Annotated in this window: 21 protein-coding genes and 1 other annotated feature; of the genes, 1 reads left to right on the top strand and 20 read right to left on the bottom strand. The window is 28.1% G+C overall.

What is annotated here, in order from left to right:
- Positions 1-163: 163 nt before the first annotated feature.
- From crcB to ABCM86_RS02415, 3 genes are all read right to left on the bottom strand, one after another.
- Positions 164-538, bottom strand: a complete 375-nt coding sequence (crcB, locus tag ABCM86_RS02405; RefSeq protein ID WP_207743820.1) for a fluoride efflux transporter CrcB — start codon at positions 536-538, stop codon at positions 164-166.
- Between the two features lie 18 nt (positions 539-556).
- Positions 557-1,750: a tRNA uracil 4-sulfurtransferase ThiI gene (gene thiI / locus ABCM86_RS02410; RefSeq protein WP_195929861.1), complete on the bottom strand. Its 1,194-nt coding sequence runs from the start codon at positions 1,748-1,750 to the stop codon at positions 557-559.
- Between the two features lie 95 nt (positions 1,751-1,845).
- Positions 1,846-3,000 carry a cysteine desulfurase family protein gene (locus ABCM86_RS02415; protein WP_195929862.1) on the bottom strand — a complete coding sequence of 385 codons (1,155 nt, stop codon included), beginning with the start codon at positions 2,998-3,000 and terminating at the stop codon, positions 1,846-1,848.
- 1,005 nt (positions 3,001-4,005) lie between these two features.
- On the opposite strand from ABCM86_RS02415, the gene ABCM86_RS02420 reads away from it, so the two are divergent.
- Entirely contained in the window at positions 4,006-5,001 is a 996-nt protein-coding gene (locus ABCM86_RS02420) for an asparaginase (protein WP_295571896.1), read from the top strand.
- 195 nt (positions 5,002-5,196) lie between these two features.
- Here ABCM86_RS02420 and ABCM86_RS02425 read toward each other — a convergent pair whose 3' ends face one another.
- The 17 genes from ABCM86_RS02425 to ABCM86_RS02505 all read right to left on the bottom strand — a co-directional run bounded on the left by ABCM86_RS02425 (position 5,197) and on the right by ABCM86_RS02505 (position 25,429).
- Entirely contained in the window at positions 5,197-5,919 is a 723-nt protein-coding gene (locus ABCM86_RS02425; RefSeq protein ID WP_195929864.1) for an amino acid ABC transporter ATP-binding protein, read from the bottom strand.
- A 17-nt stretch (positions 5,920-5,936) separates the two neighbouring features.
- Positions 5,937-6,608 (bottom strand): amino acid ABC transporter permease, encoded by a 672-nt coding sequence (locus ABCM86_RS02430; RefSeq protein WP_295571893.1) that lies wholly within the window; start codon positions 6,606-6,608, stop codon positions 5,937-5,939.
- Positions 6,609-6,635: 27 nt separating this feature from the next.
- On the bottom strand, positions 6,636-7,466 hold the full coding sequence (locus tag ABCM86_RS02435; protein WP_295571891.1) for a transporter substrate-binding domain-containing protein: 831 nt from the start codon (positions 7,464-7,466) through the stop codon (positions 6,636-6,638).
- A gap of 61 nt (positions 7,467-7,527) precedes the next feature.
- Positions 7,528-7,745: a binding site (T-box leader), on the bottom strand.
- A gap of 97 nt (positions 7,746-7,842) precedes the next feature.
- Entirely contained in the window at positions 7,843-9,885 is a 2,043-nt protein-coding gene (locus tag ABCM86_RS02440; protein WP_295571889.1) for an ATP-dependent helicase, read from the bottom strand.
- Between the two features lie 194 nt (positions 9,886-10,079).
- Complete coding sequence (locus ABCM86_RS02445; protein WP_343003405.1) at positions 10,080-11,645, bottom strand: ClC family H(+)/Cl(-) exchange transporter; 1,566 nt, start codon at positions 11,643-11,645, stop codon at positions 10,080-10,082.
- Positions 11,646-11,875: 230 nt separating this feature from the next.
- Positions 11,876-12,604, bottom strand: a complete 729-nt coding sequence (locus ABCM86_RS02450; protein WP_343003406.1) for a class I SAM-dependent methyltransferase — start codon at positions 12,602-12,604, stop codon at positions 11,876-11,878.
- A 49-nt stretch (positions 12,605-12,653) separates the two neighbouring features.
- Entirely contained in the window at positions 12,654-13,421 is a 768-nt protein-coding gene (locus tag ABCM86_RS02455) for a class I SAM-dependent methyltransferase (RefSeq protein ID WP_337814545.1), read from the bottom strand.
- Positions 13,422-13,563: 142 nt separating this feature from the next.
- On the bottom strand, positions 13,564-14,565 hold the full coding sequence (gene galE, locus ABCM86_RS02460) for a UDP-glucose 4-epimerase GalE (RefSeq protein WP_343003407.1): 1,002 nt from the start codon (positions 14,563-14,565) through the stop codon (positions 13,564-13,566).
- A 109-nt stretch (positions 14,566-14,674) separates the two neighbouring features.
- The gene (galU, locus tag ABCM86_RS02465; RefSeq protein WP_343003408.1) at positions 14,675-15,556 is read right to left on the bottom strand and encodes a UTP--glucose-1-phosphate uridylyltransferase GalU; all 882 of its coding nucleotides are present in this window, start codon (positions 15,554-15,556) and stop codon (positions 14,675-14,677) included.
- A gap of 27 nt (positions 15,557-15,583) precedes the next feature.
- Positions 15,584-16,399, bottom strand: a complete 816-nt coding sequence (locus ABCM86_RS02470) for a type I phosphomannose isomerase catalytic subunit (RefSeq protein WP_343003409.1) — start codon at positions 16,397-16,399, stop codon at positions 15,584-15,586.
- Positions 16,400-16,581: 182 nt separating this feature from the next.
- Positions 16,582-18,120 carry a murein biosynthesis integral membrane protein MurJ gene (murJ, locus tag ABCM86_RS02475; RefSeq protein ID WP_343003410.1) on the bottom strand — a complete coding sequence of 513 codons (1,539 nt, stop codon included), beginning with the start codon at positions 18,118-18,120 and terminating at the stop codon, positions 16,582-16,584.
- A complete protein-coding gene (locus ABCM86_RS02480) occupies positions 18,120-19,256 on the bottom strand; it encodes a glycosyltransferase (RefSeq protein ID WP_343003411.1) in 1,137 nt (378 codons plus the stop codon). Before ABCM86_RS02480 ends, murJ begins: the two co-directional genes overlap by 1 nt.
- A 17-nt stretch (positions 19,257-19,273) precedes the next feature.
- Complete coding sequence (locus ABCM86_RS02485) at positions 19,274-20,521, bottom strand: O-antigen ligase family protein (protein WP_343003412.1); 1,248 nt, start codon at positions 20,519-20,521, stop codon at positions 19,274-19,276.
- A 46-nt stretch (positions 20,522-20,567) separates the two neighbouring features.
- Entirely contained in the window at positions 20,568-21,686 is a 1,119-nt protein-coding gene (locus tag ABCM86_RS02490; RefSeq protein WP_343003413.1) for a glycosyltransferase family 4 protein, read from the bottom strand.
- A 2-nt stretch (positions 21,687-21,688) separates the two neighbouring features.
- Entirely contained in the window at positions 21,689-22,882 is a 1,194-nt protein-coding gene (locus tag ABCM86_RS02495; RefSeq protein ID WP_343003414.1) for a glycosyltransferase family 4 protein, read from the bottom strand.
- Between the two features lie 26 nt (positions 22,883-22,908).
- Positions 22,909-24,039 carry a glycosyltransferase family 4 protein gene (locus tag ABCM86_RS02500; RefSeq protein WP_343003415.1) on the bottom strand — a complete coding sequence of 377 codons (1,131 nt, stop codon included), beginning with the start codon at positions 24,037-24,039 and terminating at the stop codon, positions 22,909-22,911.
- Between the two features lie 16 nt (positions 24,040-24,055).
- Positions 24,056-25,429 carry a UDP-glucose/GDP-mannose dehydrogenase family protein gene (locus tag ABCM86_RS02505; protein ID WP_343003416.1) on the bottom strand — a complete coding sequence of 458 codons (1,374 nt, stop codon included), beginning with the start codon at positions 25,427-25,429 and terminating at the stop codon, positions 24,056-24,058.
- Positions 25,430-25,439: the final 10 nt, after the last annotated feature.

Here is a 25,439-nt window from a genome sequence, read left to right on the forward strand (position 1 = left end):
TGTCAATATTTTTATTATACTTTTTAAAATACTTTATTTAATAAAGACAAATTCACCTCATTCATAGAGCCAATGACTTCGTCCGCTTCTTAAGATAATACGCTTGAAATTAAAAAAAGCAATATATAAAGATCTGTATATCTTTATATATTGCTATCTTTTATTATATTAAATTTATAAGAATACTTTTACCTATAACTACTCCAATTAAACTAAGTATAACATTTAAAATTATATTTACCATTGCACTTATATAACTTCCATCAGAGAAAAGACCTACTGTCTCATAACTAAATGTAGAAAAAGTAGTAAGCCCTCCCATAAGTCCTGTAGTTAAGAATAATTTCATTTGTGGCGAAATCACATTAGTTTTTGAATTTAATTCTAAAATAAATCCTATAAGTAATCCGCCTAAAATATTTACAAATAATGTTCCTATAGGTATTCGTCCAGTAAAAAACTTAGATGCCTGCATTGATATAAGATATCTTGATATAGCACCTATAAATCCACCCAAACCAACACACAAAATCTCCATAATTGCTAAATACTCTCCCTAGAATTCTATAATTTCAACTTCCATTTTTTCTATAGCATCAGCTATTAAACCTTCTACATCTAAAGATGCTTCGTCAGCTTCTATTCTGTCTAATTTAGGTTTTGTAACTGGTCTTTTTGGAGCAAATACTGAACAACAATCTTCTTCTGGTATTATTGATGTTTCAAATGTTCCTATAGTTTTAGCTACATCGATTATTTCAGTTTTATCCATTGCGATTAATGGTCTGAAAACTGGCATACTTACAGATGCATTTGTACAAGTAAGACCTTGTATTGTTTGTGATGCAACTTGTCCTATACTTTCACCAGTAACTAATGCGTCACATCTTCTTAATTTACCTACTTCTTCAGCTATTCTCATCATAAAACGTCTAGATATTATAGTCATAGCTTCTTCTTTACAGTTTGCACCAACAGCTTTTTGTATTTCTAGTAAGTTAACTTTATGAAGTCTAACTTTTCCACAGTATTTAGCTAATATTCTTGCTAAATCTCTTACTTTTTCCATTGATTTTTCACTTGTGAAAGGATATGTGTGGAAGTGTATACATTCAACTTCTACCCCTCTTTTTGCAACCATCCATGATGCAACAGGAGAGTCTATACCACCAGATAATAAAGACATAGCTTTACCATTAGTTCCTATTGGAAGACCACCATAACCAGGCACAGTATCACTATAAGCTACTACATTGTGCTCTCTAAGTTCACATTTTATTTTTGTTTCTGGATTTCTTAATTCAACTGGTATTTTTCCTTCAGTTTTGCTTAATAAGTATCCACCTATATCTATACTCATTTCTTGAGATGTCATTCTGAATGACTTATCTCCTCTTCTACTTTCAACTTTGAAGTTTTTGCATCCTTGTTCTATTTTTTCTTCTAAAACTTTTAATGCAGTCTCTTGTAATAATTGATAAGCTTCTTCGATATCGTCTGATTTTCTGTCTAATTTTATAACTGGACATACTCCAACTATACCGAATACTTTTTTAACTTCTTCCATTACTTCTTCATAGTCGTAGTCACCAAGTTCAACATAAACTCTTCCGTATTCTTTGTATACATCGAATTTACCTAATGGTTTTAACATATTTTTTATGTTTTTTATTAATTTATTTTCGAATATATATCTGTTTTTTCCTTTGATTCCTATTTCTCCGTATTTTACAATTAACGCGTTATACACTTTCTCACGTTGCCAAAATTATTATCCTGGCATACTCCTTTCTTTTAATTATCTTCCTCTTTATTTTTACTCTATTTCTAGATTTTATTTATATACTATCTTCTTCTTCCTATTATCATTCTTAAATCTGATACAGATTCTTTTAAAACTTTAATAGTTTCTAGTATTTCTTCTTTTGTATTTAAATCGCTTAAACTAAATCTTATAGCTCCTTCAATTTCTTCTGGAGTTAAACCTATAGCATTTAGTACATGACTTCCCTTTTTCTTAGAAGAACATGCAGACCCTGTAGATACATAGATTTCTTTTTGTTCTAAATAATGAAGAAGAACTTCTCCTCTAACTCCTCTAAATGAAACATTTAAAACATGACAGACACCATCTTCAGGTGTATTTATTTTAACATCATCTATATTAGCTAATATTTCTTCTTTTAAAAGATCTCTAAGTTCTCTTATTTTGTCTATAGTCCCTTCTAAATCTTTGTTTATAACTTTAACAGCTTCACCAATTCCGTATATTCCTGGTACATTTTCAGTTCCTGATCTTATTCCGATTTCTTGTCCTCCACCAGTAAGAAGTGGTTTTATTCTGTTGTTTTCTTTTACATACATAAATCCAATTCCCTTAGGACCATGTAATTTATGACCACTGACACTCATAAAATCTATATTATATCTTGATGGTCTAAACTTAATTTTTGCATAAGATTGTACCGCATCTACATGTAAATATATTTTTTCGTCTAAAGATTTTAAGTATTTTCCGATTTCTTCTATAGGTTGTATAGTTCCGATTTCATTATTAACATGCATTATAGATACTAATATAGTTTCTTTTTTAATTGCATTTTTTAAATCTTCTATAGATATTTTTCCATCTTTATCAACTGGTAAATATGTTACTTCAAATCCTTCTGATTCTAAATCTTTAAGAGTATCTAAAACTGAAGGATGCTCTATTACTGTTGATATTATGTGGTTTTTAGTCTTTTTATTTAATCTTGCCACACTTCTTATGATGGTATTGTTACATTCAGTACCACCTGATGTGAAATATATTTCATTTTCTTTAGCACCTAAACTTCTCGCTATGTTTCTTCTTATTTCTTTTATTTCTCTTTCAACTTCTATACCTTTTTTGTGTATAGATGAAGGATTTCCATATTGAGTAGTAAGAGCTAGAACCATTTTATCGACAACTTCTTGATATGGTTTTGTTGTTGCACTATTATCTAAATAAATTTCCATATTACTACACCGTCCTTTTTATCAAATATTTATATAAATTTATACAATAATTCGTTTATATTCGAGCTTTTAGATAAAAAATCTAATCTATCTGAATGACTTATATATTATACCATTAAAGCCTTTAATTTTTAAGGTTTTAGGATTAAAAATATTATCTTTTGACTGTAAATAAATTCACTTAAATTTATTCCCTAGCATTTCTGTATAGTTTTTTCCAATCAATTAATTTCTGTGTTATGATTTTATTTTTTTCTTAATATTTTATATTTTAATAATAAATAATTATCAAAGTATTGGTAATACTATATAAAATTACGATTTTTCTAATTGCCAAAAAATACCATTTGATTTTTATGTCGAATTTTGCTATTATAAATTTAAGGTTATCCCCCAGATAGCCATACTAATATTTCTATTCGAATACCCCTTTTGAGAATAGACTTTATATTATTTATTATTGTTAAATTGAAACGGAATCAGTTTGACCCCTTAAAAAAAGAGCTTCCCCTGGCTCTTTTTTTGCTATTAAAAATAGAGAAGTGTTTATCACTTCTCTATTTTTTTATGTAATATTATGATTAGAAATATAGTCTATACATTCATTCAAATCTATTCCAACTAAATTTATTTTTATTTTTTTATTATTTAAGGTATTTATTATTATCGTGTCTTTGTAGTCTTTATTTATTTCGTCTTGATTGTATAAAGGATAAATAACTTTAATTGTTATGTTGTTATTTAATAATGCTTTAATTTTAAAGCCTTTGCAATCATTTTCCTACGTGTAAACTTTATTTTTTACGGAATTTTCGCCTATTTGTTTAATTTTTTAATTAATAAGTGTCATATTTTCTAATTTTATTATGTAAAAACAAAAAAATAATTAAATTATCATCTATCGGTATAAAATCAAGCATTAATCCCAAATATAAAAGATGTACATAATTGAAAACATATTATAAAATATTAAATGTAATTATATTTGACATTCGGAGGTGCATTATGCCAATTAAGAAAAAAGTAGCTGTTGTTTTCACTGGTGGAACAATATCTATGACAATAGATCCAGAACTTGGAGCGGCTATACCTAGTTTATCTGGAGAAGAAATATTATCTTTAGCAACTAACATAAACAAAGTTGCTACAATAGAAGGTCACAATTTTGATGAAATACCAAGCCCTCACATGAGCTTTGAAAAATTAATGGAATTAAAACATTATATAAATAATCTATTAGAAAGAGAAGATATATGCGGTGTTGTTGTTACTCACGGTACGGATAGTTTAGAGGAAACTGCATATTTCTTAGATTTAGTTATAAATACTGAAAAACCTATAGTCGTTACTGGAGCTATGAGAAGTAGTTCTGAACTTGGATACGACGGATCTAGCAACTTATCTGCAGCAGTTTGTACGGCAATATCAGACTCTGCTGTTGGTAAAGGTGTTCTTGTTGCTATGAACAACGAGATCCTTCTTGCATCTGAAGTTACAAAAACAGATACACTTTCATTAAATACTTTCCAATCACCAGCTCACGGTCCTTTAGGTATAATAGACTGTAACCAACTTTTATTATTAAAAGATGCATCTAAAAAGACGTTTATAGATACTGATAAATTTGAATCAAAAGTTGCTTTATTCAAGTCAGGTCTTGATATGGGCGATGATTTAATAAAATTCGCTGCTGATAGCGGATATAAAGGTATCGTAATCGAAGGTATGGGTAGAGGAAATATACCACCAGAAATGTTTAGAGGTATTGAATACGCTAGAGAAAAAGGTGTAGAAGTAGTACTTGTTTCAAGATGTTTAACTGGTAGAGTTTATGACTCTTACGGTTACTTAGGTTCTGGACGTGACTTAAAAAATATAGGCTGTATATTCGGCGGAGATTTACCAGGTCAAAAAGCCAGAATAAAACTTATGTTAGCTTTAGGTAAAACTAATAATTCACAAGAAATAAAAGATTACTTCGAAAAAGGAGTATATTGTTAATATATAACTGACTTAGATTTTTAATAAAATCTATAACCAAAAAGAAAAGGAGGTTATTAAAATATTAATCGATTAGTATTTTAATAACCTCCTTCTGTTTATCTAAAGCAACGGAATCTTTGATTCGTTGGCGCTATGAGCGCAGCGAATTTTAAGCAACGGACGAAGTCGTTGGCGCTATGAGCGCAGCGAATTTTATAGTATTTTTGAGAAGAATTCTCTTGCTCTTTCGTGTGTTGGATGCTCGAAAACAACTTCTGGTTTGTCGTCTTCAATTATCTTTCCTCCATCTACGAATAACAGTCTATCTGATACTTCTTTTGCAAATCCCATCTCATGTGTTACTATTGCCATCGTCATACCATCTTCTGCTAATTCCTTTATAACATCTAAAACTTCTTTTACCATTTCTGGGTCAAGAGCTGATGTAGGCTCATCAAATAACATCATATCAGGTTCCATTGCTAATGCTCTAGCTATTGCTATCCTTTGTTTTTGACCACCTGATAATTGTGATGGATAAGAGTCTTTTTTATCTAATAATCCTACTCTTTCAAGTAATATCTCTGCCTTTTTGTTGGCATCTTCTCTGCTTAATTTTTTTAATCTCATTGGTGCCAAAGTAATATTGTCTAAAACAGTCATGTTAGGAAATAGATTAAAGTTTTGGAATACCATACCTATTCTTTGTCTAATTTCATCAATATTCACTTTTTTATCTGTAATATCTGTTCCTTCAAATATTATTTGCCCCTTTGTTGGAACTTCTAATAAGTTCATACATCTAAGTACTGTACTTTTTCCAGAGCCACTTGGTCCAACTATAGTTACTATTTCACCTTTTTTGATTTCTAAATCAATACCTTTTATTACTTCTAAATCTCCAAATGATTTATGCAAATTCTTTATATTTATCATTTTATCACTTTCCCTTATTAATTTGATTTAGCTAGTTTCTTTTCTAATATACCAACTAATTTTGATAATATTGTTGTTAATACAAGATATATAACTGCTGCAGCTACATATGGTTCCATTGGACTATAAACTGCTGTAACGACTATACCAGCTTTAAACATGATTTCTTGAGTTCCTATAACTGAAAGAACTGATGATTCTTTTACTAATGTTATAAATTCATTTGCTAATGCTGGTAATACGTTTTTAACAGCTTGTGGTACTATTACAAATCTCATAGTATCTGTATATCCTAAACCTAATGATCTACTAGCTTCCATTTGACCTTTATCAACTGATTGTATTCCTGATCTAAATATCTCTGCTATATACGCACTTGAATTTATAGATAATGCAAATGCACCAGCGATAAATTTAGATGATATAGGCCCTACATCTGGGAAATCTATACCTACTTGTGGTAAACCAAAATAAATAATAAAAACTTGAACAAATAAAGGTGTACCTCTTAATATTTGTACATAAGCACTAGATAAAAGCTTTAGAACTTTAAAATTTGACATTTTCATTAGACAAATCAATAAGCCAAGTACAAATCCTACTACTAAAGATACTAATGATACTAAAATTGTATATTTAGTACCCTCCATAAGTACCCCATAGTATCCATTTAATATACTAAAATCCATAATCACATCTCCTAATTTAATTGCCTATTATTCTGCTAATTTTAAAGCTTCTTCCATGTATTTATCCATATCTCCACTATCTTCTAATCTTTTTATAGTGTCATTTATAGATTTTAAGAATGAAGTATTATCAGCATTTTTACTAGATTTTTTGACTGCTGCAGCAGCAGTTTCTGCAACATCATCACCTACTGTTGTTTTACATATTGCTATATGGTCGTATTTTTTAACGTTTATTTGAGCAACTGCTTTACCAGTAACTATAACATCTATTTTACCGTTTTGAAGTTCTAACATTAAATCTGGTATTCTTTTTAATTGAGTTGCATCAGTTATTCCTAATGTATTAGTAACATAATCTGCTTGAGTTGATCCTTTTTGTACCCCTACTTTTAATTTTTTCAAATCATCTGAACTTTTTATAGAATCTTCTTTACCTTTTGCAACTATACAAACATTGCTATTTGTGTAGTATATTTCAGAGAAGTCCACACTTTTCTTTCTTTTTTCATCTGGTGTCATACCAGCTAAAACTATATCAACTTTATCAGCTTGTAATGCTCCTAATAAACCGTCAAAGCCCATATCTTCGTATTCAACTTTTACTCCCATATCTTTTGCAATCTCTTGAACTACGAAATCATCAAATCCAACGATTTTGTCTTCTCCATCTACAACTTTGTGGAATTCATATGGAGAATATTCAGCACTTGTACCTACTTTCAATACTCCTGCATCTTTTATTTGTTGTAATTTGTCTGTTTGGGCACTTGAACTTCCTGATGAACTACTGCATCCAACTAATCCCATAACCATCATTGCTGCTAATCCTGTTGCTAATAATTTTTTTAATTTCATTATTAATTCCCCCTTGTTCCTATATAAAAATTTGTATAAAAAAAGTCCCTTAGTTAAAAAACTAAGAGACGAATTACCGCGTTACCACTCTTTTTGATAATCAAAAATAAAATTTTAATTATCCACTCAAGCCTTTAAGGCAGGCATACCTCCTATCCTACTGTTATCTCAGATAGTCTTCTCCAAAGCTCTCTTCACAATAAACTCCATTGCTGACTCACACCATACTCAGCTCGCTTTAATTTATATTTATGCTACTTTCTTTTTCACAGAATTATTTGTATTAAATTAATACTAATTATAAGATATATTTTACATTTTTGTCAATTATTTTAAATAATTTTAATTTATTTATTTTATATTATTCTTAATATTCTTATATTATTCTTATAATTTTCTTTCTTAAGCATATTTTATAGTCTAAAGTCTTTGTAGAATTTTTAAATTTTACAGTTATCATATTGTTTTTCTTTTCTATTACTTTTCCTTCTTTAAATGTCTTGTGATATACTTTATCACCAACACTTACTTGCTTTAATTCTGAATTTAATGGTTCTTCTATTTCATTTATGAATCTAGAAATAGAGACTTTCTTGCCGTATTTATTTTGTGGGCAACTTATGCATAATCTATCTTTAGCCCTTGTGATTGCAACATACATAAGTCTTCTTTCTTCTTCTATTTGTTCATCTCGTTTTTCATCATCTTCTATATCGTATGACTTTTCATGAGGTATAGTCCCGTCATTTACTCCGATTATATACACATTGTCAAACTCTAAACCTTTTGCACTGTGCATAGTTGTAAATATTACTCCATTTACTTCTTTGTGCTTTTGATTTTCTTGTAATTCTTCTTTTACCTTTTCTATATGGTTTAGATATTCTTCTATAGTTTGGAAGTTTGATGAAGAACTTTCAACCTCGTTAAGTATTTCGATTAAGCCATTTGGTTTTATTTTTCTATTCATACAATAATCTAATATATACTTATCATAGTCTAGCGTACTTCTTATATAAGAAATTGCATTCTTTGGTGATAATGCTTTTAAATAACTTAAATCTATTTCTAAATCAGTTATTGTTTTTACTTGTTTTTGGTGTAAGTTACACTTCGTTATTAAAGCATTTAAGAAAAATTTTTCATCTTTTACTGAGTTTATGCTTTCTCTAGATATATATCTAAATGGTTTGTTGATTATTCTTATCCAGTCTTGGTTTGAATCTGGGTCAATTGATAATCTTAAGTATGATAATATATCTTTTGCTGCCCAATGGTCGTATATCGTAACGACAGAATCTCTAATTACAAACGGAATCCTCATATCCATAAATACATCTACTAATGCTCTCGACTGGATATTTGTTCTGTATATTACAGCAAAATCGTCATACTCAACATAATCTTCTTTTACCTTTTCTAGTATATCCTTGGCTATTTGTATAGCTTCATCTTCCGAATCTTTTGGAGTTAAATATTCCACATTTCCCTTTTCATCTTGGGCACATTTGATGACTTTATTGTATCTGTTTTGATTTTTGTCAATTAATCTATTTGCAGTGCTTATTATTTCTGATTTTGACCTATAATTTATATCTAGTCTTACTTCTTTTGCATCTTTAAAGTAGTCTTTAAATTTAAGTAAGAAATCTGGTCTTGAACCTCTAAATCCGTATATACTTTGGTCCTCATCTCCCACTACAAATATATTTTTATCTTCACCCGCAATTAATTTTAAAACTTCAAACTGAACTTTGTTAACATCTTGGAACTCATCTACTAAAATATATTTGTATACATTTCTCACAATTTCAAGCACTTGCGGATTGTTTTGTAATAAGTAGTATGTTCTGATTAACATATCGTCAAAGTCTATTTTTTTGATTTCATCTTTATAATTTTCATACATATTGTATGTATTTATAAATTCGTCTTTTGTAAGTACTTCAGAGTGAAAATCAGCTTTATCCATAAGCTCATTTTTTACATATGAGATTTCATTTATAACTTGGCCTATAAGCTCATCATCTTCTCCATTTTCTACATTTAGACTTTTTAAAATCCCTTTAAGTGCGAAACGTTTTGTCTTTTCGTCCAAAATACTATCTAAATTCATCTTTTCAAATTTTCTAAGAATCCTGAAAAATACCGCATGAAACGTACCGAAAGTTACCTTATTCATTCTAAAATCATTGCATATACTTAAGGCTCTGTTTTTCATCTCGATTGAAGATGCCTTTGTAAAACTTATCGCAAGGATTCTAGTTGGTGGTATACCTTCGTTCATGACCATATTCACAATTCTATAAGTTATTACCCTTGTCTTTCCTGACCCTGGCCCAGCCAATACCATACATGGTCCATCGACATGATTTACTGCTATTTGCTGATTTTTATTTAAATTATCTATATCTATCATATTTTCCACCTTAATGTATTAAAAATTATCACGACAACATAATCTATATTGCCGTGATTTTATTAAATTATCTACATTATTTTATTATATCAAATATATATGTAAAAATATCTTTATTTAATTGTTATCTTATTTTTATATAAAAATACATAAAATAGTACTTTATTCAATAAATTTTATTAAATAATGCTATTTTAAGAACAACTTGCCTTTGCCCCGATTTCTTCCAACACATTTGGGGCTGTCCTTTCATTTGTCATAACGGTTACTAAATCCCCCGCCAAAAGAAGTGTCTTTCCATGAGGTATTATCTCTTTTTCACCTCTTAATATCGATACAACCAAAGACCCCTCTGGCCATTGTATATCTTTTATACAATGATTATCCATTGTACTACCTAATTCTACAGAAACTTCTACTAATGTTTTTTTATTATAACTTCCTTCTAATTTCGAATTATTACTTTGTAATATCCTGTCTAATAAAGCCTCATAAATCGGTCTTGTTTTTAATAAATCAGAAACTAAAATCGCCACTAACGATACAACTGCCAAAGAAAGCAAGTGATTTAGTGAACCTGTCATCTCTGAAATTAATATAATCGCTGTAATCGGTGATTTAACTATCGCTGCAAAATGACCCGCCATCGCAATTACTATAAAGTTTAGTAAATACTCCTGTGGAATATTAAAATAAGTAACCATAATTATTCCCACAAAATCACCTACCAAAGAACCAAGTGTTAATAATGGGAAGAATATCCCCCCAGGTGCACCTGAACCAAAGCATACAAAAGTAAATATAAATTTAATAATTATATAAGCAATTAATAATTCCATATGTATATTTAAATTTTGTAAACTCATTATTAAATCATGGCCACCACCTAATAACGCCGGCACTGTAAGTCCAACTATTCCAGTTACTATAAAAGGAATTATACATTTCATTTCTATTGATAAGTTTGTTTTTTTGTATAGTATTTGAGATACTAATAATCCTTTATTAAAAATCGTTCCACTAATGCCTATTACAATTCCCAAAATTAATAATGCCCAATAATATTTTAACGGCATTGCTGATAATTGTTGGAAGTTCAGTGATGGTTTTAATCCAAAGAAGTTTTTAGATGCAAAATCAGCCGCAAGTGATGCCGATATAGCCGAAAGAAGAACAATTGGTGAAAAGTTTTTATGCGCCTCTTCTAGCGAAAACATAACACCTGCCATAGGTGCATTAAACGCCGCCGCAAGCCCTGCACTCGCCCCACATGTTATAAAATATTTCTTTTCATTGTCCATTTTTTTCGTCGTTTCGGCAAATCCCTCTCCAACACATGCCCCAATTTGAACAGATGGACCTTCTCTCCCTAGTGATAAACCTGTCCCCAAACAGACAAGACCGCTTACAAATTTTAAAACTAAAACACTATACCACTTTTGCTTTAGCTTTCTGAGCAAAATCCCCTCAACTTGAGGTATTCCACTACCTGTTATCATAGGGTCTATCTTTACTGATTTCCCTACAATATATCCTAAAAATATTAATACCGCAAAAATAGCCGGTATATATACGAAATTTTCTCTTCCTAAACTATAGAAGTTTTTGAATAAAGAAAATACGCTCGATAAAATAACCCTATGCAAGACTATTACTAGTCCTACGATTAATCCTACTATTAGAGATTCAGCTAATATTTGATATTTTTTCAATTCGCCATAGCTGAGCATTCTCCTTGTTGCTGCATGATCATGTTTCATAAATATATTTAATCTCCCTTCTATTCAATCTTATTTTATTAGAAAAAGAGATTTTATACAACTTAAAAAAATCTTTATCCTAAAGACCTTTAAAAATGTAGATTTTTTTGAAATGCATCAACGGAAATTATATTTATCCACAATTTAAAGCTGATTATAATTTCCTATGCATTATAAAAAAGGATATAAAAAGTATTATTCAAACTTCTTATATCCTATCTTTCTATTTATTATCTACTTTTTATCGCACAGACTTTGAACATAGGTGTTGGATTATAAAAATCATCTTTTATTTTATAAACCCTCCCGCTTATTTCACAATCTATTTTACATGACTCAAACCCTATTTCTTGTAGAAACTTCTCATCCCACATTGGTCTACGTCTTTTGCTTATTTCTAACTCTTGTTTAATATCATCACACTCTTTTACCAAACTTGAATCCATCATATTATGTGAATGTTCTTCTCCTAATGATTTCATCTCTTCTTTTAATGAAACATGTCCATAATCGGCATCAAAGTTTAAAAGCACTCCATCTTTTTTCAAAACTCTGTACCATTCCTTATAAGCCTTTTCTATATCAGGTAATGTCCATGTCAAATTTCTAGAAATAACTACATCAAATTCCTCATCATCAAAACTCAACTCTTGTGCATTCATAACCTGAAAATCTATATCATAATTTAGCATATCAGCTATTTCCCCAGCTTTTTCTATCATTGATTCTGTCAAATCAATCCCAACAACATCATGCCCCAAAGATGCTAATATAACAGAGAAAAATCCTGGTCCACACCCAACATCTAATACTTTTAAATGTTCTTTATCTGGTAAGTTTGATATTATTTCATCTTGCCATAATTGTCTCTTATCGCTGTTTAACTCTTCTATTCTTAAGTCAGAAAAATCATCACTTCTCTTTGACCAATAACTCTCTATTCTATCTACTAAATTCATTTAAATCGCCTCCATATATCCCTTTTAAGTTGATGTATTTTTTATTTGTTTATTTCTCCCCAATTATCATAAACATAGGTGTAGAACCATAATTTAATTTTTCTTCTTTATTCCAAGTTTTTGTCCAAATATTTTGGTCTATTTGTATATTTTTAAAACCTATTTTATCTAAAACAATCTTGTCCCAAACAGGTCTTTGAATCTTGCTAAGTGGAAGTTGTCTAGCTATATCTTCCATAGAATCTATATCTGTGCATGTGTAGTGGTCTTCCATTCCAGAAAGCTCCACATTCTTTCTATCAGATTCATATTCTCTTCTTTTTTCCTCATCAAATAAATGTAAATACCAATTGGCGTCAAAATTTATCATCTTTCCGCCATTTCTCAATACCTTATACCAACTTTTATAAGCTTTTTCAGGATCTTTAAGGTTCCAAGTAAGATTTCTAGTTACAATTAAATCAAACTCTCCCTCTCCAAACTCCAGATTATGTGCGTCCATTCTTCTAAACTTAATCTTGTCCTTCAAATCACCTGCATTTTCTCTCGCTTTGTTTAACATCTCTTCAGTATAATCAACAGCAGTCACATCGTACCCAGCAGATGCTAATATTATTGAGAAAAATCCTGGTCCACATCCTATATCCAATACCTTTAATCTTCTATCCCCAGCAAAAACTGGTGCATTAGATTTTATAATATCTATCCATTCTAATTTTTTATCGCTTTTTAACTCCCCTATATTAACTTGGCAATATCCCTCTGCCCTGTCAGCCCAATATCTCTCATTTTCCTTTAAAAATTCTTTCATACTCATAATTCCCACCCCTTATTTCTTTTATAAAACAAAAAATGCCATAAAAATACACGCACTTGTAGAGTGCAAGTATCTTCATGACACCGTTAATTAATTATTCATTGTTAATTAAATTTTAGCACATTGTTTTTTTAGAGTCAAATTATAAATTAGGCATTAGTTCTTTATATCCATTTACATTATTCTTATGCCATCTCCAAGCATCTTCTATAATTCTTTCAAGTGAATCATACTCTGGTTTCCACCCAAGAACTTCTTTAGCCTTATCACTAGATGCAATAAGAACAGCAGGATCTCCACTTCTTCTTTCTTCTAACTTAGCTGGTATGTCGTGATTAGTAACTTTTCTAGCTACATCTATAACTTCTTTAACTGAGTATCCATTTCCATTACCTAAGTTAAATATGTTACTTTGGTTTCCTTTTCTTAAATATTCTAATGCTTTATAATGAGCAGATGCTAAGTCCATAACGTGGATATAATCCCTTATACATGTTCCATCTTTAGTATCGTAGTCATTACCAAATATACTTATATGCTCCCTTTTTCCAAGAGGAACTTGAAGTATTAATGGTATAAGATGAGTCTCAGTAGTATGAGCTTCACCAATACTTCCATCAAAATATGCACCAGCAGCATTAAAATATCTCAATGAAACATATTTAGTCCCATATGCATTGTCAAACCATTTCATCATCTTTTCCATAGCTAGCTTTGTTTCACCATATGTATTAGTTGGATTTGTTTCATCAGATTCTAATATAGGTATATTTTTAGGTTCGCCATATGTAGCCGCAGTAGATGAAAATACTATTTTATCTACATTATTTTCTTTCATTACATCTAATAAACACATCATACCATATACGTTGTTATGATAATATTCATATGGTTTTACCATACTTTCTCCAACTAGTGAATTTGCTGCAAAATGAATAACAGCTTCTATATTATTTTCTTTAAATACTTTATCTAAATTTTCCTTATCTCTTATATCACATTCATAAAACTTATCACTTAAAATAGCTTCTTTATGTCCTGTTAATAAATTATCTACAATTATTACATCCTCATTTTGTTCAATAAAATATTTCACTGTATGAGAGCCAATATACCCTGCTCCCCCTATAATTAATATACTCATAATAAAATTCTCCCTCTAAATAAAAGCCTCTGGTCGTTATAATAAAAACTTTCCAGAGGCTAATTAATTTAATAAATTTATGCCTTATTAATAAGCATAATCTCAATATCTATCTTTCTATACAAGCAGCCTTTTCTTTTATAAATGCTTCAAATTCATCTCTAAGCTCAGGTCTTTTTAAAGCAAAATCTACAGTTGCTTCTAAGAAACCTAACTTATCACCAACATCATATCTTCTTCCCTCAAAATTGTATGCATATATAGCTTCCTTAGTTGCTAAAGTTTGAAGAGCATCAGTTAATTGAATCTCTCCACCTTTGCCTGCCTCTTGATTTTCTAATATATTGAATATCTCAGGAGTTATTATATATCTTCCAAGTATCGCTATATTAGAAGGTGCATCTTCAACAGATGGCTTTTCAACCATATCTTTTACTTTATACACTCTATCTTCAATATATTTAACATCTAATATTCCGTACTTGTCCACATTTTCTTTTGCAACTTCTTGTACACCTAATATTGAGGTCTTATATTCATCATAAGCATCTATCATTTGTTTTAAACATGGAGTTTCCGCGTCTACTATATCATCCCCAAGTAAAACTGCAAAAGGCTCATTTCCTATAAAACTCTTAGCACAATGCACAGCATGTCCTAATCCTTTTGGTTCCTTTTGTCTTATGTAGTGAATGTTTACCATGTTTGATATATCTTGAACCATTTCTAGCATTTCAGTTTTACCTTTTTGCTCAAGTTCAAGTTCTAACTCAACAGAACGGTCGAAGTGATCTTCTATAGATTTTTTACTTCTTCCTGTTACTATTAGTATTTCTTCAATCCCCGATTCAATCGCTTCTTCTATTATGTATTGAAGTGTTGGTTTGTCTACTATTGGTAACATTTCCTTCGCTTGCGCTTTAGTCGCTGGTAAAAATCTTGTACCAAGACCAGCAGCTGGTATTATTGCTTTTCTTACTCTTTTACTCATTTCATTCCCCCACGATTAATTTTGTATTTAAACGTATGATTTAAGAAGTTCTAACTCTCCATCAATTTTATACTCCACACCCTTTGGTATGTAAATTGTATCTTCTTTATTCAAATCTATAACATCGTTATTACTTTTTATTTGTCCACTTCCACTTATAACAGTATAAGAATGGAAGTCCTGTTCATGCACAGCATCGCTGTAAACATTTTCAACATCTATCTTTTCAACTGTAAAATAAGGTGTCTCTAACTTTGTAAAATTCTCTATTTTACCACCCTTATTTTTTCCTTCATAATCTATGACCTGAAGTGATTTTTCAATATGCATTTCCCTATCCCTTCCCCAGTCATACATTCTATATGTAACATCGCTACTTTGTTGGACTTCAATAAGTTTTAGTCCGCCAGTAATAGCATGTACCGTACCACTCGGAATATAAATCATATCTCCTGGCTCAACACTTATCTTTTCTAAGTGTTGTTCTATTTCACCATCTTCAATAACTTTTGCAAAAGACTCCTTTGTGTGATTATCTTTAATCCCACAAATTAAATGTGCATCCTCATCAGCTTCTAGTATGTACCAACATTCCGTCTTTCCATTATCATTTTCATGCAATCTTGAAAACTCATCATCTGGATGAACTTGTACTGATAAAGTATCCTCTGCTTTTATTATTTTATTAAGAATTGGTAATTCTTCTTTGATATGATTAATTAAAGTAGTGTCACTATTTTTTATCTTAGAATGACCATTTCTATGAGTGGATAAAGTCCACTGCTCATATCCCCATACCTTTTCACTGTAAAATGGCTCTAGCTTTAGCACTATGTCTTTCATAATTTTCTCCCCAGTCTCTTCTAATAATTCATTTATAAATTTCCTTATATATCTTATATTTCAAATTAATTTATAAGAAAATTCTTTAGTATGTTCATTTTTTATATTAAAAATAAAAAAATCCTTTTTCCCTGTCTTTTTTATAAGGATATTTAATATATTCAGTATTAGTTAATTACGTGCTATCTCTTTATTTTTTTATTTATACTGATTATAAATTCATTAATTTCTTCTACTTTAAATAATATAATTACTATTGCATATACTATTACCCCTATTACAACTGTAATCAATAGCAATATCATTTCAATAATTAATCCACTTCCCATAAGTTTACTTAGTACATTATATACAAAGTTTATAATTATCCCCATAATAAGTGACGATATTATAGATTTAACTGTCGTCTTTAAAATCATATCTTGTCCGAAATATCCAATTTTCTTTTTTAAACTTTTAAACAACATTAATATACATATTATTGCAGATATACTTGTTGCTAACGCTAGTCCAGCTAAATGTAAATATTCAACTAAAATTATATTTAATATTATATTCATACAAACTGCAATAACCCCATTTATCATTGGTGTTTTTGTATCTTTCAAAGAATAAAAAACTTTACCTAATATATCCCTTAGCCCAAAGGCTACCATACCTATAGAATACATTGTTAAAGCTATAGCAGTCATACTTGTTGCTCTTTCATCAAACTCACCTCTTTGGAATAATAGCTTTACTATAGGTGTAGATAATATTATTGCCCCAATGGATATTGGTATTACTAAAAGTATTATTGTATTAATGCATTTAACTACAGATTTAATAAATTTTTCTTTATTTTCTTCTGCTGATAATTGTGATAATATAGGGTATATAACTGCTCCAATTGAAGTTATAAATAATGCCATTACAAATCCATTCAATCTATTGGCATAATTAAGGGCAGATATTGATCCTTCCACTAACGTTGATGCTAGAGTACGGTCTATTAGTGAATTTACTTGGTTTACTGCTACACCTATAAGTATAGGACCTATCAAACAACATGTTCTTTTTATATACTTATCCTTTAAATTAATATATAATTTATATCTGTATCCTTCCTTTATAGCAAATGGAAGTTGAAATAAAAATTCTGCACAAATCCCTAAGAGGGTTCCCCAAATCATAATATATACTCCATATTTTACGCTAATAATTATTGATGTAATTATTATTATATTTCGTGGAATACTTATTAGACCTGGAATAGTAAATCTATTTTTTATTTGTAAATATGATGTCATTATATAACTCAATCCACTAAATAATAAACTTCCCATAATAACTCTAGTAAAGTTAATTGATAGTTCTAAAATTTCTCCCTCAAATCCTATCGCAAAAACTTTGACTATTTTTTCTGTAAATATAACACCTAAAAACGTTAATAACACACATATAATTAATACTATATTTAACATATTATTTATATATTTTAATGATTCTTTTTCATTTAAATCTTTCTTAATTTCAAAATATAGAGGTATTATAGCTGTCGCTAATGTACCACCTATTACTGTAAATATAACATTTGGTATATTTATAGCTGTTAAATATGCATCACTATACATAGAAGCACCATATGAAGATGCTAACACTAATTCTCTAAAAAAACCTAATATTTTTGCTATGGTAGTGGCTAATATTAGACTAATTGTTGCTTTAGCTACTTTACTCATTACTTCTCCTTTTTATTGAATAATATATTCTCTAGCATTTTTTTTGCTGATTCTTGTGAGTAATTTTCTATATAATTTTCCCTAATATCTTTATTAAACTTTTCTATTTTTATCTTTCCATCGTATATATCGTTAATAGTTTTTGAAAATTCATCTGCTGTATTACATTCAAAAACCATTAATTTTCTATTATTAATTTCATTTTTGTATCCTTCTAATGCCTCTTCTGTTCCAAGAATAACCTTTCCGAACATCATTGCCTCTGCTGTCTTAACCTTCATTCCAGCTCCTTGAAAAATTGGTTCTATAACAAAATCTGATTCTTTATAATATGCAGATAAATCATCCACACTTCCTATAATATTTACTTTATTACTATTGACTTCATCTTTTATTTTCTCCATATTTTTTCCTACAACTTGCAATTCTATATCTTCTTTTATATTAGGAATTACATTATCTATAAACCAAATCAATCCATTATTATTAGGTGCATAATATGCTCCTACAAATAAAATTTTTTTACTCAATGATTTAACATGTTTACCTTCTTGGTAAAAATCATTTATTACAATAGGTAATTCATAATCAGTGGATATACCATAATATTTATTTAACATATTACTTTCTCTTGTATTTAATGTTATATTATAATCAGTGTATTTTGCGTTTACTCCTTCATTATAGATATAACCAATATAAAATGGGAGATAGCTCATACCTTTTTCTTTTAATAATTGTAAACATAAATTTCTTTTAATATCATGATAAAATGTTATTACTTTTGCATTAGTATTTTTCTTAATTTTATAAACAAGTTTTCCAAAATATGAATTGTCTATAAAAATATAGTCATATCTGATATTATTAATTTTTTCTATAATATAATTAATAATACTATTATTTATAAAAGGTGTATTTAATTGTATTAAGTTGTTTAATAATCCAAGTTTAGATTTATATGAATTTATATTTTCAACATCTTGAATTATTATATTATTTTTCCCATTAAGTGATATAACATCTACCTCTATATTATTTATTTTCTTAAGTGAATTTAAATGAGTATAAGATAATGCACTTGCTCCTATATTTTTCTGACATAACATATCTGATATAAATAATATTTTTTTCATAAAATTCTTCTCCTAGTTTAATTTTTTTTTACTACTGATAATTTTTCACTATTTAAGTAAATCGCAAATAATATTAACAAAAATGTTTGAAAATCACTTGATATGAATACTCTTTCAGTAATTGCATATAATAAAAAATATATATAATAGCTGTGCATTAATAAACTCATTTCATCCATTTTGTATTTGTATTTTTTTATTTTGAATAAGGGTATAAGTAATAGTACTATGCAAATCAAAGTCAAACCTATAAATCCAACTTGTAATAGAATTTCTATTACTCCACTATGGCTACCAATAAATTTAAATCCCACCCTATTTTGAATATAGTTTACAAAACTGATATTATCCCATAAATTCTCAAATCCATAACCAAAATATAGTCTATTTTTTATAACTTCAAATAAGGTTTGCCAAATATCTATTCTTCCTGATAGTGATGGATCTCTATTTATAGCTTTTAAAAAACTAGCTACTATGCTTAAATTACTTAACAGTAAAAAAAACATTATATTGATAAAAATCCCTATTTTTATAGTATTTATATTTTTTCTTCTTTTATGTGACACTATTATAATGAATATTGTTATCAAAAAACATAGTAATGAAGTCATACTATTTGTAATAAATAAAGTAATTATAGCTATTATCATTAACATTAACCAATATGGCTTTTTTCTTTTCTTAGTGTTTATAAATTTTATAAAAATTTGAATACAAAACAATGCCAAAAATGTACCCAAAATATTTTTCTGTGGAAATGAGCCCATATAACTAAATTCGTATCTAATATCTCTTGTTGAAAGTGCTATTTCTGGAAATAAAAAAGTAAATATAATATTTATCAAAAATACTATAATAAATGCACTTAAAATTAAATTAAATATTTCCCTATCGTTTAAAAATTTTATAAGTGATATGCACATTACTATATCACATATCAAAAACAGTATTCCTTTCAAACTTACAGATATATTAGTACTTCCTAAAAAATTAATTATTATAAATACTATTAAAAAAATAAAAATAGAACTATTATTACTCATTATTGTTTTATTTTTATTAAAGGAAATACAGCCTAATAAAATTAAAGAAATCATATATGTTAATATTAATACTATAAGCTTTAGTATATTGAATAAACCATATCCATAAAGTGATATAATACCACTCAAAACATGAGAACCTATTATTATATTTAAAATTACACATAACCTAATAAAATTTTTAATAACTTTATTTTGATTTTTTATATATATATCCATCTACTTCTGAATTCTCCTTTATTCATATAAAAAATTACCTTCATACTTATAGTAAATTAATAAATTGTATATATTTTTCTATCATAATTTCCCTTGTAAATAAGCTATTTACTATATGAGTAGAGTTATTTTTTATTTGTTCTATTCCACTATAGTCATTTATACATTTAGCAAATATATTTTCTAACTCTTCTATATTATCCTTTTCAAATAAGTATCCGTTATATCCATCTAAAACCATTTCATTAGCTCCACCTATATTAGACATTATCATTGGTATCCCTAATGATAATTGCTCTAAAGCAGCAATTGAAAAAGTTTCTACACTATTAGATACTATAATTCCGTAATCACATATAGAATATATTTTTTCTATTTTTTCTTGTTTTCCTACCATAAATATAAATTTTTCTAAATTATACTCATTTATTTTAGCTTTTATTCTATTATATTCCGGACCATCTCCAACTAAGATAAATTGAAAATTCGTATATCCACTATTAATCAATCTTTTTATAACTTCTATCAAAAATAAATGATTCTTTTCCCTTCTTAACATTGCACTATAACAAAAATTCACCTTATCTTTAGATAATTTATATTCATTTAAAATCTCATTTCTATTATAATATTTTACTTTATTATAATTAAAATAATTTGTATCTATACCATTATGAATTACATATGAATTGCTTGTAGATATTCCATACGTTTTTTCTAAATATAACATTTGATTTTTTGATACAAAAATTCTATAATCCATTGAATTAATCATATTTTTATAGTAAATCATTTTAAATTTCTCTTTTAAATTAGGTAATTCTGTTGTATGTATTATACTTATTTTTTTTATATCATTGCTTAATCTACTGCAATACATAGTTGAGTAAAATCCTATAGAAAAACAATATTCAATTTTTTTATTTATAATATACTTTTTAATTTCCTTTAATTTACTATGATCATAATATTTTCTTATATTACAATCATATACATCAATTTTTTTATTTATTGTTCCTCTTAAATAATCACTATCTCCACTTTCCTTTAATACTATTAAATGTATTTTATAGCCCTTTTCAGATAAACCATTTATTAAATCTATTGTTTGCCTTTCTGCACCTCCGAACCTAATACAATTCAGTAAAAATACTATATTTTTCATGTTTATTTATTTTTCTCCTTAAATAAATTATCATATCCATCTAGTAGTGCTCTACTTGTATGATTCCAACTCAACTCATTAATAACCCTATTTCTTCCATATTGAGACATGTATAATCTTTTTTCTTTATCCTCTAATAATTCTATAATTTTTTTTGCCATATCTATCGAATTATTAGGTTCTGCATATAATGATGCCTCTTTAGCTGAATATTTCCCTTCTGTTAGGTTAAACTGTACTATTGGTTTACCCAATGCCATATATTCAAGTATCTTATTCATTGTTGATTTATCATTCATTTCATTATACTCATCAGAATTAACACAAACATCCGCTGTATTTAAATAGTCTAACAACACTTGATCTGATACCCTTCCTGTAAATTCAACGATATCATCTAAGTTCATCTCTGTACATTTTTGTTTTAACTCTTTTAAATGCGGACCTCCTCCAACAATTCCGAAGAATATATCATTTCTTTTCTTCTCTTCTTTTATATATTTAGCCGCTTCTAGTAAATATTCTATACCTTCTTGTTGACCTATTACTCCTAAATATCCAACCATATATTTTTTTCCTCTTTTTATTTCTGGCTTAGGTGGCTGTATTTTTAATCTTTCTAATTTAGGACCACTTCTAAGTACAAATACCTTATCTGGATCCATTTTTCCACGCTCTATAGCTATCTTTCTATAAGATTCATTTGTAACAAATGCCATGTCACAATGTTTATACGTATTTTTTTCTAGCCATACTTGACTTTGATATAACAATCCCTTTTTACCAAACTTAGCTTCAAATAACTCAGGACATATATCGTGATGATCGAATACATATTTAACTCCATATTTTTTAAATCTATTAGCTACTAAATAAATATTATCTGGTGGATTACATCCTTGTATTACATCAAATCCTATTTCTTTATAAATTTTCTTTGATAACCTATATTGATGGTATAGAGCAGTGCCATACTCTTTTACATAACCTATAAATCCATTTCCTTCTGTCGGTAAATCATGCCTAAAAATATGAACTCCTTCTAGTAATTCATACTCTTTATCGTACCCTTTACCCTTTGGACATATTACAGAAACAGTATATCCATTCGATACAAGAGTAGTGGCTTCTTGCCACACTCTTGTATCAAATGGTACTGCTAAATTTTCCACTATTATTAGTATTTTTTTATTCATTTAAAAACCTCTTCTTTATATCTAGACTACAAAATATTGTATACACTTTTAATCCATAAATTTCTATTGAATTTATTTTCAATCTTTTCCCCAGCATTTTTACCAATATATTGCATTTTTTCTTCATCATTTAGTATATCTATTATTTTTTTAGCAAATTCATCTATATTATGCTCTTCTATTAAATAACCATCTTTACCATTATCTATTATTTCAGTTGGACCTCCATTATTAAATGAAATAAATGGTATAGAATAACTCATAGCTTCTACCACTGCATATCCAAATGGTTCATCTAAAGATGTTAACATAGCTAAATCTGATATCTTATAATATTCTTCTACATTATTTACATGTCCCATAATTTTGATATTCTTATTATTTTCTATGCTTAATACGTCTTCTTCGAATGATTTTTTTAGTTCTCCATCTCCTAATAAGATAAATTGAACATTATTCATTTCATTAACCACTTTTTTTATTATTTTAGCTGCTAAATCATGTCTCTTTTCTTTTCTAAATGCTGCTACCATGACCACATTTTTTTTATTTTCTTCTACGCCCAAAATTTTACATATATTATTTCTTTCTTTTAATGATAAGTCTTTCTTATCTTTTATATTAATTCCATTATATATTAGATACTTATTATTACTTTCAATTGAATCATGAATACATTTTGAAATGCAGATAAATTCATCTACGAAGTATTTATAAAAAATTTTTTTTATTCCAGAAAATTTAGTACTTAATGAAAACCAATGTTCATTCCATAAAACCCTAATTCCCAATAATGTTCCGATAAATGCTGCATGAAAACGTTCAAAACCAAAATGAGTATATATAGTACTTATATTATTATCCTTAACTATTTTTCTTAACTCTACGAAATTCTTTACTATATTATATTTTGATATATTATACTCTATCATTTTTATATTTTTTTCTCTTAGCTTACTAACATATATTGGTTCATTTAATGAGTCATATAATTCTTTATTTTTATATCTATTGTATTTATTTTCTATATTTGGAACAAGCCAAATTATTTCTTTTTCTTTCTTTTTATTTGTATATAGTGTTAGTTCAACTAAAGATTTTTCTATCTCAGAATATGTATCCGTAACAAACCCAGATATTAATAATATTTTATTCATAATATCTCCTTCATTCTTAAAAATCAGTAACAGCTATATCTTTATTAATTTCATTTAATTGACTATAATTTTTATTAATATTCCCCCACGCAATACCTTCATAGTATCCATTATAATCTACATTTTCCCATACTCTTACTAAATCTAATATCACTTTATTCTCAAACTTCTCAAGTATATTTATAAATTCTTTTTCTTTGTTAGTTACAACAACTACATCACTATTTTCTATAACATAATCTAAATCATCTGTTATAAATTCTTGTAAATGAGGTATTTTTGATTCTATAAAATCTTTATTTGTTCCTGTTAACTCTGATACCTTTACGTTTTTATCATATATTTTTATTTCATATCCTTTACCCAGTAATGTCTCAATAACATCCACAATAGGGCTACATCTTAAATCATCTGTTCCTGCTTTGAAACTAAGTCCTAATATACCTATTTTTCTTTTATATTTAGACATTATCATATCTACTGCTATTTCTTTTTGTAGTTCGTTACTTCTTTCTATGCTATTTAAAACAGGTACATCTACATATAAATCTTTTGCAAGTGTTTTTAATGCTTTAGAATCTTTAGGTAAACAAGATCCTCCATATGCAAATCCTGGCTTAAAATAATAAGGTGATATATTTAATTGTTTATCTTTACAGAATATTTCCATAACCTTATGACTATCTATATCTAAAGCTTTACATATGTTTCCTACTTCATTTCCAAATACTATTTTTAATGCATGGAAAGTATTATTAACATATTTCATCATTTCCGCTACCTTTATATCAGTAGCTATAAATTCTGCTGGTAAATCAATATATAACTCTTTCATTTTTTCTATAGCATATTCACTGTCTGAACCTATCAGTGTTAATGGTGGATTAAAGTAATCTTTTACTGCAGTTCCTTCTCTTAAGAACTCTGGGTTAGATACTACTGTAAAGTCTTTACCTCTTACTTTACCAGATGCATTTTCTATTATATTTCCTACCTCTTCATTTGTCCCTGGAAGTACTGTACTTCTTATTGCCACTATATGGAAACCATTTTTTTCTTTTAATGCTTCTCCTATTTGTTTTGCAACTATATATATATAATTTAAATTTAAATGACCTTGTTTACTACTTGGAGTACCTACAGCTATAAATGATATTTCAGAATTCAGAACTGCATAATTAACGTCTCTAGTAGCTTCTAGCATATTATTTTCATATGCTTCTTTTACTAGCTCTTCTATTTCTGCTTCAATTATTGTTGGTCTTCCTGAATTAATTAAATTAACTTTATTTTCATTTACATCCACACCTATAACTTTATGACCTAACTTTGCACAACATGCTGCTCCAACACAACCTACATAACCTAATCCAAATATACTTATATTCATTCTTTATACC

Source organism: Clostridium sp. 2218st1_F5_2218SCRN_220325 (assembly GCF_039062665.1).
In the GTDB taxonomy this organism is placed as follows: Bacteria; Bacillota; Clostridia; order Peptostreptococcales; family Peptostreptococcaceae; genus Intestinibacter.